The organism is Desulfocastanea catecholica (genome assembly GCF_054657295.1).
In genome coordinates this window covers 1-14,273 of sequence record NZ_BAAHYZ010000027.1, presented here as the reverse complement: position 1 = coordinate 14,273, position 14,273 = coordinate 1, and the positions used below count along the sequence as shown (strand labels likewise).

11 protein-coding genes are annotated in these 14,273 nt (G+C 52.8%); 6 read left to right on the top strand and 5 right to left on the bottom strand.

Annotated features, from left to right (window positions below; genetic code table 11):
- Positions 1-95 precede the first annotated feature (95 nt).
- The 5 genes from ACYQ8U_RS18980 to ACYQ8U_RS18960 all read right to left on the bottom strand — a co-directional run bounded on the left by ACYQ8U_RS18980 (position 96) and on the right by ACYQ8U_RS18960 (position 8,774).
- Complete coding sequence (locus ACYQ8U_RS18980; RefSeq protein ID WP_459947138.1) at positions 96-1,706, bottom strand: sigma 54-interacting transcriptional regulator; 1,611 nt, start codon at positions 1,704-1,706, stop codon at positions 96-98.
- Between the two features lie 270 nt (positions 1,707-1,976).
- Positions 1,977-4,619: a chemotaxis protein CheB gene (locus ACYQ8U_RS18975; protein ID WP_459947137.1), complete on the bottom strand. Its 2,643-nt coding sequence runs from the start codon at positions 4,617-4,619 to the stop codon at positions 1,977-1,979.
- Positions 4,616-5,029, bottom strand: a complete 414-nt coding sequence (locus ACYQ8U_RS18970) for a response regulator (RefSeq protein ID WP_459947136.1) — start codon at positions 5,027-5,029, stop codon at positions 4,616-4,618. The genes ACYQ8U_RS18975 and ACYQ8U_RS18970 overlap by 4 nt, the downstream gene beginning before the upstream one ends.
- A 305-nt stretch (positions 5,030-5,334) precedes the next feature.
- Positions 5,335-7,044 (bottom strand): sigma-54 dependent transcriptional regulator, encoded by a 1,710-nt coding sequence (locus tag ACYQ8U_RS18965; protein WP_459947135.1) that lies wholly within the window; start codon positions 7,042-7,044, stop codon positions 5,335-5,337.
- A complete protein-coding gene (locus tag ACYQ8U_RS18960; protein WP_459947134.1) occupies positions 7,041-8,774 on the bottom strand; it encodes a PAS domain-containing sensor histidine kinase in 1,734 nt (577 codons plus the stop codon). The genes ACYQ8U_RS18965 and ACYQ8U_RS18960 overlap by 4 nt, the downstream gene beginning before the upstream one ends.
- A gap of 315 nt (positions 8,775-9,089) precedes the next feature.
- Between ACYQ8U_RS18960 and ACYQ8U_RS18955 the strand changes: the two genes are divergently transcribed.
- The 6 genes from ACYQ8U_RS18955 to ACYQ8U_RS18930 all read left to right on the top strand — a co-directional run bounded on the left by ACYQ8U_RS18955 (position 9,090) and on the right by ACYQ8U_RS18930 (position 14,044).
- A complete protein-coding gene (locus tag ACYQ8U_RS18955; RefSeq protein ID WP_459947133.1) occupies positions 9,090-9,458 on the top strand; it encodes a YtxH domain-containing protein in 369 nt (122 codons plus the stop codon).
- A gap of 34 nt (positions 9,459-9,492) precedes the next feature.
- The gene (locus ACYQ8U_RS18950) at positions 9,493-9,834 is read left to right on the top strand and encodes a hypothetical protein (RefSeq protein ID WP_459947132.1); all 342 of its coding nucleotides are present in this window, start codon (positions 9,493-9,495) and stop codon (positions 9,832-9,834) included.
- A gap of 109 nt (positions 9,835-9,943) precedes the next feature.
- Positions 9,944-10,261 (top strand): BON domain-containing protein, encoded by a 318-nt coding sequence (locus ACYQ8U_RS18945; protein WP_459947131.1) that lies wholly within the window; start codon positions 9,944-9,946, stop codon positions 10,259-10,261.
- Positions 10,262-10,279: 18 nt separating this feature from the next.
- Complete coding sequence (locus ACYQ8U_RS18940) at positions 10,280-10,438, top strand: DUF3309 family protein (RefSeq protein ID WP_459947130.1); 159 nt, start codon at positions 10,280-10,282, stop codon at positions 10,436-10,438.
- A 76-nt stretch (positions 10,439-10,514) separates the two neighbouring features.
- Positions 10,515-12,608, top strand: coding sequence for a putative bifunctional diguanylate cyclase/phosphodiesterase (locus ACYQ8U_RS18935; RefSeq protein WP_459947129.1), 2,094 nt, complete (start codon positions 10,515-10,517; stop codon positions 12,606-12,608).
- A 2-nt stretch (positions 12,609-12,610) separates the two neighbouring features.
- Positions 12,611-14,044 carry a two-component system sensor histidine kinase NtrB gene (locus ACYQ8U_RS18930; protein ID WP_459947128.1) on the top strand — a complete coding sequence of 478 codons (1,434 nt, stop codon included), beginning with the start codon at positions 12,611-12,613 and terminating at the stop codon, positions 14,042-14,044.
- Positions 14,045-14,273 lie beyond the last annotated feature (229 nt).

Here is a 14,273-nt window from a genome sequence, read left to right as displayed (position 1 = left end):
AGTGTTGCACGCAACGGAACTGTTGTGTCACCCTTGTGTTGCATGCAACACTATCAACGGATACACCTTTTTTTTGTCCCCTTGGCCATGCCTCCCTAGGTTACCAGACCATTTTTTGTGGTAATTGTGGTAACTGTACTGTTGCGAGCACTGGTCGAGCGTGAATCAGGGTTTTCGATATGGAGCTTGGACATGCGAGCCCGCAAAGTGCTGCGATCAAGGTCAAGAATTTCCGATGCACTGCCTTTGCCGCTCACCTTCCATTTTGTCAAGGCAAGCACCTCGAGGATATGGTCTCTTTCCACCTCTTCCATGGTTTTGAACCTCGTTGATACCGCCTTCGCCGGTTTCCTGAGATCATCAACGAGACGCAGCTTAGGTCCCGACGAATTGATCACCGCCCGTTCAAGAACGTTTGCCAGCTCTCGGATATTTCCGGGCCAGTAGTATCCTTTTAAGGTATCCATTATGTTCTCGGGAATGAAATCAATGTGTTTGCCCATCCGTTTGGCTATTCTGTTGATATAAAAAGCCACCAGAAGCGGTACGTCATCCAGGCGATCCCGAAGTGGCGGCATGGTAATCGGAAAGATATTCAAGCGATACCAGAGGTCCTCACGGAAGGTGCCTTTACGGACTTCTTCTTCCAAATTTCGGTTAGTGGCGGCAATAATCCGTACATCGACTTTGATGGTGTGCGAACTCCCCAGACGTTCAAACTCGCCATCCTGAAGGACTCTCAACAGCTTCGCCTGGAGTTCCAGTGGCAATTCTCCGATTTCATCGAGAAAAAGAGTAGCGCCATTGGCGATTTCAAACCGGCCAAGGTGCCGTGACTGCGAACCGGTGAAAGAGCCCTTCTCATGACCAAACAATTCACTCTCGATAAGGTTTGCCGGCAAGGTCGCGCAGTTAACTTTTATCAAGGCCCGGTTTTTCCGTAAACTCAGATTATGAACAGCCCGGGCAATCAGCTCTTTGCCTGTACCCGTCTCACCGAGGACCAGGACGGTGGTATTGCTGCTGGCAATTTGCTCCACTTTGTACAGCACATCTTTGAGCGCATCGCTTTGACCGATAATTTTCTCGTGGTTGTTCTCCAGTTTAATCTCTTCCTGCAGATAGGCCTTTTCCGATAGAAGCTGCTCTTTTAACTCTGAAATCTCAGCAACGGCCGCTTCAGCGGTTGTTTTCCTTTCTTCAGCTTCCGCCCTGGCCAAGTCCAGTTCGACCGTACGTGAGTCCAGTTCCGCCGTACGTTTATGAACCAGCGCTTCGAGAACACTTTTTTGCTCTTCCCGTTCAGTCACATCCTTAATGGAAAGCAGGAGCAGATCGACCTGGCCTGGATCCCTGGTAATTCGTCTGGCACTAAAGTGCATGATCTTCCGTCCAATTGATGCAAAATCATGTTCGACTTCAAAGTTATTGATCTCGGAATTTCCGGTAACAACTCCGTGAAGCAATGAACTGAGTCTGGGAATATCCCATTTTTGGTTGTCGAGATCGTCTATCAATTGCCCTTCGGTCTCTTCCGGTCTGAGATCAAACGTCTGGTAAAAGGAATGATTGGCTTTCAAGACCTTCAGATTGCTGTCGAGCACAAGCAAAGGTTGCCGAATCGACCCCATGACATTGAAGAAAATTCCGGCAACGGGCTGGTCTTTCGATGTGTCTTGTGCAATTTTTTTGGCTCTATTTTTCATATGATAGTGGGTATCTCCGGCTTTTATCGATTTGGCTTCATTCTTTGAAGCGGGGACACTTTCATTATAGCAATAACCGTTCCATTGGTGGCAATTTGTCTTGCAGGAGTCTGTTCGATCTGCACTTCGTATGAAAAAGCACGGCCTGAAAATCGTTCAGTGGGGAGATGAAAAAAGTAGCCCCGAATCGTGTAGACGATTCGGGGCTACTTTTTTGATGAGTAACAACTACAGGAAACGCAAAAAGCCGGCCATTATCACACGGAGAAATCAGTGGGCCTTTTCACCGCAGATGTCGGTGATGTCGATGAAGGTGATCACCGCTCCTTCAATGACGTTCTCCAGGGTTCGGTAGGGCCGGATGTGCATCTGGAACCACGTTCCATCATGGGTCTGTACTTCGGCGTGCCGGGGGACTAGATCGCGCAGCACCGCCTGGATATCCTTCACCAGATGATCATCGCCAACCAGATTGGAGACGATGTGGCCGACGGGTCGGCCGATATCGCTGTGGATCAGGTTGATAAGCTCGGTGGTGCCTGGGGTGAAGCGGACAATGTGCAGCTGGTGATCGACAAAAAGAGTAGCCACCCCAGTGCCGGCAAGGAGGTTGTTCATGTCGTTGTTGACCCGCGACAGGTCGGCCACCTTGTTTTGCAGTTCGGCGTTGACTGTCGCCAGCTCTTCGTTGACCGATTGCAGTTCTTCCTTCGAGGTTTCCAGTTCTTCGTTGGTCGATTGCAGTTCCTCGTTCACCGACTGCATTTCCTCATTGGTCGATTTGAGCTCTTCATTGGCGGTTTCCATTTCTTCCAGGGTGCTCTGCAGGTATTCTTCCTTGGTCCTGAGTTCCTGTTCGAGGGCGGTGATACGTGCTCTCTCCCCGGTGTTCGGACCACCTGGGTCCTTGTCAGTGGCGGCCGGGGGGGCAAGCTGGACCGGACACTCCTCGATGACCACGAGAATTAACCCCGGCAGGATTGATCCATCCTGGTCCGTTGCCGGACGCAGATAAAGATTGACGGTGCTGAAATCGCCGTTGGTCTTCACCTGCAGCCCCGGATGGCTCACCGGCTGCAGCTGGGTAATGACCCGGTAAAAAGCGGCGGTCAGGGTAGGACGGAGCCCTTCACGGGCCATGGTGAGGATGTTCATGCCGGCGTCGCCGCTGGCCGGTTCAAGATATCTGCCGGTTCGGCCGTAGATATGCAGGATCTCGCCGCGGTTGTTGACAAGCACTCCGACCTGAGCGTAATGGGCGACCAGGCTATGTTCGGTAATTTCCCGCAGATTGGTGCGGGAAACGACTCCCGGTTCCACCCGAGCCAGGCGGTCACGAACGATTGGTGTTGCCAGTGGCGGGACAAAATGGCCCAGGTTTGGGGAAACCGAGCCGGGTATATCGGTCTGCCGCCGATAAATTTTCTGCTTGCGGTCAAGTGCGGCGAACAGTGAGCCGAACTCACCTATCGACTCGGAGGTGCCGAGAAAGAGCCTGCCGTTTGGATTCAGGGCGTAATGGAAAAGCGGGATTAGCTTTTTCTGCAGGTCTCGGTTGAGGTAGATAAGCAGGTTGCGGCAGCTGATCAGGTCAATCTTGGAGAAAGGCGGATCTTTGATCACGTCCTGTTCGGAAAAGACCAGCAGGTCGCGAATAATTTTCTGGATGCGATAGACGCCGTTCTCCGTGTCCAGCGAAAAAAACCGTGACAACCTTTCCGGGGTGATGTCTGCGGCGATGCTGGCCGGATAAACCCCTGACCGGGCCTGTTCGATGGCCCGCGGATCGATATCGGTGGCGAAGACCTGGACCTTGAAGGTTTGTTTCAAGGTTTCCAGATGCTCCTGGAGCAAGATCGCGAGGGAATAGGCCTCCTCGCCTGAAGCACAGCCGCAGACCCACACCCGGACCGGTGCCCCGGCAGGTTTGCCGACGAAGAGCTGCGGGATAACCTGGGATTCGAGGACGGCGAAGGCCTCCGGATCGCGGAAAAAATTGGTGACCCCGATCAGCAGATCACAAAACAGGGCCTGGGCTTCGGTCGGGGACTGCCGCAAATGGCGGAGATAATCCTCCGCCCGGCCAATCTGGTGCACGGCCATGCGCCGTCGGATCCGACGGCTGAGCGTGTTGTGTTTATACTGGGAGAAATCGTGGCCGGTTGCATCCCGCAGCAGGATGCAGACCTTGTTGAGGATGTCCTCGGCACTGGCGCTCGGCGGACTTGTCCGGCGGATTTTGTTGCCGAAGGCATGGGCCGCATAGGCGATGAGCCGGGCCGGCATCTCGGCCGGCGGCAGGATATAATCAACCAGGCCGGTGGCGATGGCGCTGCTCGGCATTCCTGAAAATTCAGTGGATTCGGGATTCTGGGCCATGACCATGCCGCCTTCGCCTTTAACCGCGCGTACGCCGAGGGAGCCGTCGCTGCCGGTTCCGGAAAGAACAATACAGATGGCCCGCTCGTGCTGGTCCTGGGCCAGGGAACGGAAAAAGAAATCGATGGTCATCCGCGACCCGCGGGACACGACGTGTTCCAACAGCTGCAGGGAACCTTTCAGAAAGGCCATGTCGTAGTTGGGCGGAATGATGTAGGTGCAGTTCGGCTGCACGACCATGCCGTCGGTGACTTCGAATACCTGCATGCGGGTGTAGCGTTTAACCAGATCGGAAAGGATGCTTTTATGGTCCGGAGCGAGGTGTTGCACGAGGACGAAGGCCATGCCGGGATCACCTTCGGCAGGCATCCCGGAGAAAAAAGCCTCGAAGGCGGCAAGGCCTCCGGCTGAAGCACCGATGCCGACAATGGGGAATGAGGTGGCGGTGCTTTCCACCGGCAAAGGGCCTTCAAGTGTCTCGACTTCAGCTGGTTTTGCCGCTGTCGGCGCTGGTTTTTTCTTCTTTGCTGTCATGAGGGTCTCCGCTGACGGGGGTCGAAATTTCCATCCATACTGCTTTCCATCAGGTCCAGAGTCCTTTGTACCGCATCGAGCAGCCCTTTCTGACGCAGGGGTTTGATGAGGTAATCGGCGGCATGCAGGCGAGAACTGAGTTGCACTGTTTCCGTGCTGGGGTAGGCAGTCATGATGATCACCCGGGTTTTGAGAATCCTGTGCACAACCTCCCGCAGGATATTTATACCGAAGCCATCGCCGAGAATGATATCGGCAAGTATCAGGTCAAATTTCCCCTCATCCATTTTTTCCAGAGCTTCACTATAACTTGCCGCCGTGGTCACATGGTGTCCTTCGGCGGTGAGAAACCGATGAAAGCTGAATCTGATCGATTCTTCATCATCGAGGATAAGTATATTCGCCTTCATTTTTTAGGCTCCTGGCAACAGGTTTCTCTCTTGCATGAGGGGGGGCGACTGAATGGGTACATAGAAATTTTTTCTTCCTTATCCCCTCAAAGGGAATTGTCGGGGGAGGTTCATTTACCGGCACATTACTGATGTTTTAACAAGCAATATGTATGCCTGTTGTCAAGATAATGACTCTTTTGTCTTTTCATACACAAAAACAAAAGCTTGCCTGCTGCGCCCGCACTGGAAGAGGGAAAAGCCCATGGTTTTATAATGTTGCATGCAACAGCAGAGTTCTACTGTTTGCTGCAACATGTCACACTTTAATTTTGCGAAGAATCTTCAGTTATATTGTACCGTTTGATTTTTCGATACAGGGTGACGCGGTCAATCCCCAGTAACCGGGCGGCCTTGGCTTTATTCCAGGAGGTTTTTTCCAGAGCTTCGAGAATCCCTTGCGTATCAGCTTTCGCATCGACAGTGGCGGAATTGCGCACGGCCTCCGGCGCAGCCATGAAGTCGTCGGGCAGATTATCGAAAGTGATAATGTTCGAATTGCACAGCACGAAGGCGTGCTCCATGGTGTGCTCGAGTTCCCTGATGTTGCCCCGCCAGGGATATTTGAGAAAGGCCTGCAACACCTCCGAGGAGATACCATCGATGTCTTTTTTGAACTTGATGTTGAAGCCGTTGCGGAAATGTTCGACCAGCAGCGGGATATCCTCGCGCCGATCCCGCAGCGGAGGGAGCATGATCTCGATCACCTTCAGCCGGTAGTAGAGATCTTCCCGCAGTTCGCCGTTGCTCACTTTTTCCCTCAGATTTCTGTTCGTTGCCGCTATCAGCCGCACATCCACCTTGGTTGGCGCAGAGCTTCCGACCCGCTCGAACTCCCGTTCTTCCAAAACGCGCAGAAGCTTCAACTGTACCTTGGGCGAGACATCGCCGATCTCATCGAAGAAAATGGTGCCGCCGTCGGCGCGGTGAAATCGCCCGATATTGTCCCTGATTGCTCCGGTAAACGCCCCTTTGACATGACCAAAGAGTTCGCTCTCCAAGAGACTCTCCGGCAAGGCCGAGCAGTTGACCTTGACCAGCGGCTTATGACTGCGATCCCCGGACAGATGCAGCGCTTCGGCCACCAGTTCTTTGCCGGTCCCGCTTTCGCCGGTAATGAGCACCGTCGTCTGCACATTGGCCAGGGATTTTATCAGGTTGTACACCTTCTGCATCGGTTTGCTTCTGCCGATAATACGATGAAACTGTCGATGTTCCAGCAGCTCCATTTCGAGATCGGCGACATGGGTATCGTCGTGCAACACCATGACGACGCCCGAGGGTGAGCTCTGCAGGCTGAGCAGGGGATAGGTCCTGACGCTGATCACCCGGCGGAGGCGGTTTTTGAAAAACCATTCGATCCGGTCGACCTCGATGGGTCGGCCGCCGGCCAGGGCATCGGTAAGAATCTCCGTGAATTTACCATCGCCCATGTGCGGCAGGGAGGCAAAAGGCTTGTCCTGGTCTTCCTCGGTAAACCCGCACATGGTCATGGCCGCCTCATTGAACTCAAGCAGGGTCAGATCCTTGTCGACGGTGATTATGGCATCCTTGACACTGCGGAAGATGGCCTCGAGATTGGTGCGGTATTTTTCTTTTTCTTCATGAACCGCCTTGTATTTTACAGCAGTCCTGGCAATATGCAGCAACGACTCCTGGTTGATCGGCTTGGAGATATAATCGAAGGCACCCAGACGAATGGAATCGGCAGCGGTCTCGACCCCGGGATCACCGGTGACCATGATCACCGGGCAGATCAAACCTTTGGCCTTGATTTCGCGCAGGATCTCGATTCCGGTGCCGTCCTCGAGAATAATGTCGGCAAAAATGACGTCAAAGGCTGTTTCGCTTATCCGTTCCAAAGCCTCGCGGCAGCTCCCCGCCGTGGTGACGAGATGGCCGGCTGCCCGCAAAAATCTCTCGAAGGTGAACCGGATCGCCTCTTCATCGTCGATAACCAGGATTCTCGCACTCATTGTGCACCTCCCGCCATACTGCGGTCGACCGGAAACTCAATAATGACCCGGGTGAATTCACCTGCGGTACTCTCAAAAAACAACCGTCCGCCATGATCCTTGACTATTTTTTCGGTGATATTCAAGCCAAGTCCGGTTCCCTTGCCGAAGGGCTTGGTGGAAAAAAACTGTTTGGTCAGCATGGACAGCTGATGGTCGGCAATGCCGACCCCGTGATCACAAAAGATGATGCGGACGTAGGGGCGGTCATCGACGGAGCATTGCCGGGCGCTGATCTCCAATCGTTTTTCTTCATGTCTTCCCGGATACTTCTCGTTTAAGGCATAGCGCGCATTATTGATGATATTGATAAAGCACTGCTGAATCTGCTGCAGGTTGGCATTGATATCCGGCAGGTCGTTGGCCAGGTCTATCTGCAGATCGATGCCCTCCTTGCGGATTTGTGCCTGGGTGAGAATAATCGATTCCTCCAGAATGGCCGGAATGGTGGTAGGTGTTTTCTCATCCCGCCCGTCACGGGCATAGGAGAGCAGCGTCTTGACGATGCGGCCGACACGATCCCCTTCCTTGACAATCCGCTCCCCGATATCTTTTTCCATACTCCCGGCAAGGCATTCATTTATCAGTATCTGGCCATAGTTGATAATGCCGGTGATGGGGTTGTTGATCTCATGCGCCACACCGGAGGCCAACTCACCAAGAGACGCCATATGTCCCGCCTGCATCGCCTCCGCCTGCAGCGCCATTTTTTCAGTTATATCGCTGATCAAAAGGAGCACGCTCGTTACCGTTCTGGCTTCTTTCACCGGGAAAGCCCGCAGGTCAAGCACCGCCCCCTGGTGGGTTGCCACGGCAACTTCCCTTTGCCCCGAGGCGAAACATTGCGATATCGGACAGTCAAGCGAAAGAGTGGCCCGCTCATGAATCAGCGCATAACAGTATTGACCGGCAGGATTGGAATCTTTCGGACATAAGCGCATGGCACTTTCACTGTTTGTCCACATCACCTCCATCTCGGGAGAAAACAGGATTAAGGAGTCAGTAATGGCATGGAGCAGTGCATAGAATTCCTGAGAGAGTTTTCTGAATTTTCTTTCGCCGGCAAGGATCTCAGCGGTGCGCTCGTTAACCCTTATTTCCAGTTCCTCATGGATCTTGACGAGTTCTTTTTCCACATCTCGCCTGTCCGAAATATCGGTTACCGAGGTCCTGCATAACTCGGTGCCATCGCCATTTTTTACCGCGATGCTGACGAGTTGAATATATAAAATCGACCCTTTTTGTTTCTCCAGACGAAGCTCGCAGGTCTGGCGTTCATGCGTGGTAAAAACCGTATCGAGGTGGGATTGAAATCTGGTGCGATCCTCTCCTGCAACGTAAGTTCCGAGGGGCGTATTGATCAGGTAGGCTCTTTGCCGATCAATCTGCTCGGAAAAGGTGAGGTTTGTTTCCCGGATGAGGCCATCTCTACCCAGGGTAATGTAGCCGACTGGCGCAAAATCATAGAGGTTGGCATATTTTTCCAGGGATTCATGGAGCATTTCCTGGGTATTGAAGAGCTGTTCGTTCTGCATCTCGAGTTCGATCTGATGCACCCGGAGGTCGTGGACTAAAGCATCCTGCTCAGCTGGGGAGCGGCTACTCATGCCGGCGGCGATTTTTTTGTTTCGTGCTTCGGCCTGGCGGCGCAGCTCGACCATGCGCTCCTCCGATGATATTCGATTGGTCATCTGTATGCCTCTCCAGATTTTTTCCTGTTTCTTACCGTGACACTCGCCAACTTTTTTTGGAGTGTAACATGCAACGGAAGTAAATGTAACGTTTCTGTTGCATGCAACACTCTTTTTATTGCGGCGGAGGGTATCCTGGATCGGATATTGTATCGTAAGATATTGTAAACAAACAATATTTACTCTGAAGATTGTCTTCTCACCATTTCAGGCACAAGACTTGCTGTTATAACAGCTCAAGGAACAGAGAATCTCTGCCGACAGCGATGGGCTTCAGGCTGAAGAAGATGTTAAATACAATCAGGAGGAAGAGAGATGATTATCAAGGATTTTATCGATCATGTGCGCCATGCGAAAAGCGAGCGCGAGAATGCCGCACGACGCAGTAAAGCCGGAATGCTCGCCCTCGGTGTTTCCATCGGCTGTACAGTCGGAGCGGTGGCAGGAATACTTCTGGCACCCCGGTCCGGTAAAGAAACACGTGACGATGTCACCCTGCGTGGCAGTGAGGCCTGGGAAAAAATTAAAGACAATGTCTCTACCAATGGCCATCGCCTGGTCCATGTCCTCAAGGAGAATGGAGCGAGCGTCGGCGCCGCTGTAGAAAAGGAAAGTGAGGCGGTCGAAGAGTCTCTTTTGGATCTCTCGGCTAAGGCTGTAAAGGCGGATGCCAAGAAGAGCTGATACACGAGCTGATACCGCAGTGTAAAGGAGTTTCATGGAAGGATATATCACCTACAGTCAATTAGGACTGCTGCTCATGTTTCTGATAGTGGTCGCGGTCGGCGGCTATGCGGTTCTGACGATGAGAAATATCAATGCGGCAGTGAAAGATATTGGCATAATTCTCAAAGACAGCAAGGAAGCACTGGGGCGGGCTATTCCCAATATCGCCATAGCCTCGGAAAATGTCGCGGTGATTACCCATGACCTGCGGACCGGCTTCAGTGAAACGAGTAAAGCCATCGCAACCGCCGACCAGATCGCCTCATTTGCCGTGGTCATCGGCGAAACGGCCAAAGCCCTCGCCGGCCTCTTTGCTTCCGGCAAGAAAACTTGACCGACCACAAGTGTTCTTCGAGACCGGTGAACCTGGTCTGGAGGAGATAGAAAATAAGCAATAGTATCGCCACAGTAAGAACAGAAAAATTTAACAAAGGAGATGGGCCATGAAAGATTACAGAAGTTGGACGACACGTTTATGCATATGTCTGCTGTTTGCGGTAATGATTGCCGGCTGTGCATCTACCGCTACCAAGGAAAGCACCGGGGAATACATTGATGACAGTGTCATCACCGCCAATGTCAAGGCCCTTATCTACGACGATCCTGACCTGAAGATCGGCCAGATCAGCGTTGAGACGTATAAGGGAGTTGTGCAGTTGAGCGGGTTTGTCAATTCATCAATGGCGGTCGCCAAAGCGGGCAACCTTGCATCATCGGTGAAAGGAGTTGTCTCCGTTAAAAACAGTCTGGTTATAAAATAACCGAGCAGGGGAAATATTATGTCACTTGGAACAATTATACTCATACTTCTCGTCCTGATGCTTGTGGGCGTTATCCCGACCTGGTCGCACAGCCGATCCTGGGGCTATGCCCCAAGTGGCGTACTCGGGACGATATTGGTGATCGTGGTCATTTTGTTATTATTGGGTAAATTTTAACTGCCGGAGTTAAGAGCTACTGGCATCGTGGTCCATCTTGAGGGTTTCCCGAATGACGAGGGCGAAGAGAAGAACAATGTATAGAATTCTGATTATTACCGGCGATGCCGGTGACGCCAGGACTCTCGGGAATGCGCTCGACACCGCCGGCCTTTTTTCCATCCAGTTAGTGAGGTATCTGGCCGAGGGGATCAAACGGCTCGAGGCCGGCGGTGTTGACGCAGTCATGGCGGATCTGTCGCTTCCCGACAGCCAGGGCATGGACACATTCGATGCCCTGCATGCCGTTGCGCTGCATACACCGATCATGATGCTTTTTTCTGTGGAGGACGAAATGCTCACAACCGAAGCGTTGCAGCGCGGTGCCCGAGGCTACCTGTCGAAGGCACACTTCGACAGTTACCTTGTACCGCAGTCGATGCGCGACATGATCCAGTACAAGACCATCGAAGAAAATTATTTTATCGAAAAAACCCGGGCCAGCATCACCCTCAACTCGATCAGCGATGCGGTGATCAGCACCGATATAGCCGGCAATGTCGACTACCTGAACAGAGCCGCAGAAACCATGACCGGATGGTTAAGAGAGGAGGCGCGCGGCCATCCTATCGCCGAGGTGATGCGGATCGTCAGTGGCGCAACCCGACAACCCGAACGTAATCCGATTGAACTGGCACTCCAGCATAACAGGCCGATGACTTTGACTGCGGGGACAATTCTGATCCGGCGTGATGGGCGGGAATCCGCCATTGCAGATTCTGCAGCGCCGATTCATGATTGGGACGGAAGAATTGCCGGCGCGGTCATTGTATTTCATGATGTCACGGCCGAGGAGGCCATGGCTGTAAAAATGTCGCATCTGGCGCAGCACGATTTCCTGACTAATCTGCCAAACCGCATTTTGCTCAATGACCGTATCGAGCAGGCGATCATCATGGCGAAACGGAACGGCACACATCTGGCACTGCTCTTCCTGGACCTGGACAATTTCAAGAACATCAACGACTCTCTCGGACATGCAATCGGCGACAGACTTTTACAATCGGTTGCCAAAACCTTGTGTGCCTGCGTGCGCGGATCCGATACGGTGAGCCGACAGGGGGGCGACGAATTTGTTATCCTGCTGTCGACCGGAAAGTATGGGGAAAACGCCGCCCTTACCGCCATGAAGGTACTCACGGCGTTGACCAGCCCGCATTCCATCGCCGGTCATGAGCTGAATGTAACTAGCAGTATCGGCATCAGCATTTATCCCGAAGATGGCCCGGATGCTGAAACGCTGATCAAGAATGCTGATACGGCGATGTATCACGCCAAGGGAACCGGCCGCAACAATTATCAATTTTTCACCAAAGCCATGAACGTCCGTGCGGTCGAGCGGCAAAAAATAGAAACGTATCTGCGACGGGCGATAATGCGGCGGGAATTCGTTTTGCATTACCAGCCCAAGGTTGCTCTGGCTAGCGGCGAGATAACCGGTTCGGAGGCCCTGCTGCGCTGGAATCATCCGAATTCGGGTGAGATGCTGCCCGACCGATTCATCTCCATTGCCGAAGAGAGCGGTTTGATCATACCGATCGGCCAGTGGGTGCTGCGGGAAGCATGCGCCCAGACAAAACGCTGGCAAGTCGCCGGGCTGAAACCGGTATCGGTGGCAATCAACATCTCCGTTCTTGAATTGCGGTACAAGGGATTTGTCGAAGGAGTGCAGGCAGTCCTGCAGGAAACCGGGCTTTCCCCTAGCTGCCTGCATCTGGAAATCACCGAAAGCGTGTTGATGTACGATGACGAGTCAAGCTCAGAAATACTTCAGCGGCTCAAGAAACTGGGCGTGCAGCTGGCCGTGGACGATTTCGGCACCGGGTATTCGAGTCTGAGTTATCTGATTCAATTTCCAATCGATGTTTTGAAAATCGATCGGTCATTGGTGCAGGACATTGGTTCGACTAACGGCAAAGGCGTCGTCGCCGGCGCAGTAATCGCCATGGGTGCCAGTCTGGGCAAACGAGTGGTCGCTGAAGGTGTTGAGAATAAGGAGCAACTCGAATTTCTCAAGGCGCTCAACTGTGAAGAGGGGCAAGGGTTCCTTTTCAGTCAGCCGTTGACAGCCGAGAAATTTACCAGGCTTCTGACGACAGGCATAGAATATGATCAACCAAATGGTTATTAAAAATGAATAACGCCAATTACAGCCATAACCCGAATGCCCGAACTGATTCGATCTCGGAGTCACCCCAACGCCGGCAGGCCGAAAAGAAAATCCGTATGATGGAAGAACTGCAGTCGGACCTGCTCGATCCGAAGACCGTTCGCCGTCTTGTCTATGATCTCCGGGTGCACCAGATTGAATTGGAAATACAAAACGAGGAGCTGCGAGGACTTCAGCAGGAACTGGAGGCGTCGAAAAGCCGTTTTAAAGACCTCTACGACTGGGCCCCGGCGGGTTATATTACGGTCAATAATAAGGGAGTGATCGTCGAAGCCAACCGCACCGCCGCTACTATGCTGAACGTGGCAGCGGAAACGCTGGTGGGGCAACCGTTTTTTCGGTTCATCCTTTCCGTTGATCAGGACATCTACTACCAGCATCGAGCGGCTATCTTCGAGACGGCTGAGCCGCAAACATGCAAATTACGCCTGTTGCCAACGGAGCTGCCACCTTTCTGGGCGCGCCTGGCGACTGCTCCGGTCGGTGAGGCTGAGCAGGACCAGGCGAGGTGCCGGATCATGTTCACCGACATAAATGACGGCATGCGGCTGGCTGAAGAGAAAAAACAGCTGGAAGCCAAATGCCGGCAACTCGAGAAGGCGGAAAGCCTTGGCCGGATGGCCGGAGCCGTTGCCCATAACTTCAACAACCTGTTGGCTGTGGTGCTGGGCAACCTGGAACTCGCCGAGTACACCATTGCCAAAGAGACGGATTCGAGCAGATACATCACCTTGGCCATGCAAGCGGCTCGACGGGCAGCGGAAGTAAGCAGTTCGATGCTGACCTATCTCGGCCAATCTCTCGCGCAACGAGAACCGCTGGATTTTGCGGCAACCTGCCGCACCGGTCTTGCCGGACTGCGGGCGATTATGCCGAAAGAAGTCGACATGGTGGTCGATTTTCCCACCGACGGACCGACCGTCAATGCCAATGCCTATCAGTTTCACCTAGTCCTGAAAAACCTGGTGACCAATGCCTGGGAAGGTCACAGACAGCACCGGAGCACCATCCATTTGGGCATGAAAACCATCAAGCCTGAGGATATCCCGGCAGCAACTTATCGCTTTCCCCTGGATGGTCAAACTGAGCACAACCTTTATGCCTGCCTTACGGTACGGGATACCGGGTGCGGTATTGCCGAGCCGGATATCGACAAGCTTTTCGATCCCTTTTACACCAGCAAGTTTGTCGGTCGCGGCTTAGGTCTTTCCATAGTTCTGGGAATTGTCCGAGCGCACGGCGGGTTCCTCACGGTGACCAGTAAAATAGCCAGGGGCAGTTTGTTCAGCATCTTTTTGCCGGTCTGTGAGAGGAGGGAAATCGTCCCCGCAGGCGGCACGGTGCTCGAGGAACGCGAGATTACCGGAGGAGGCGGAGGTTCAGGTAGTCGACGATGAGCCAAAAATGCGTGCTAGGCAATTAACGCACTATCCGAAGATCAAAAAATTATTATAGTTAGTGCCTGGAAGAAAACCAAAAAACGCCGACAAATCATAGCGATGCCGTCATAACCCACAAACGAAGAAAATGAGAGCTTAGATAGCGACGGATGCCGAATAATGATGTAACATGTTGAAATATAATGTATATTACTTTTTGGCAAAACCATTCAGCAGGGCATCTAGG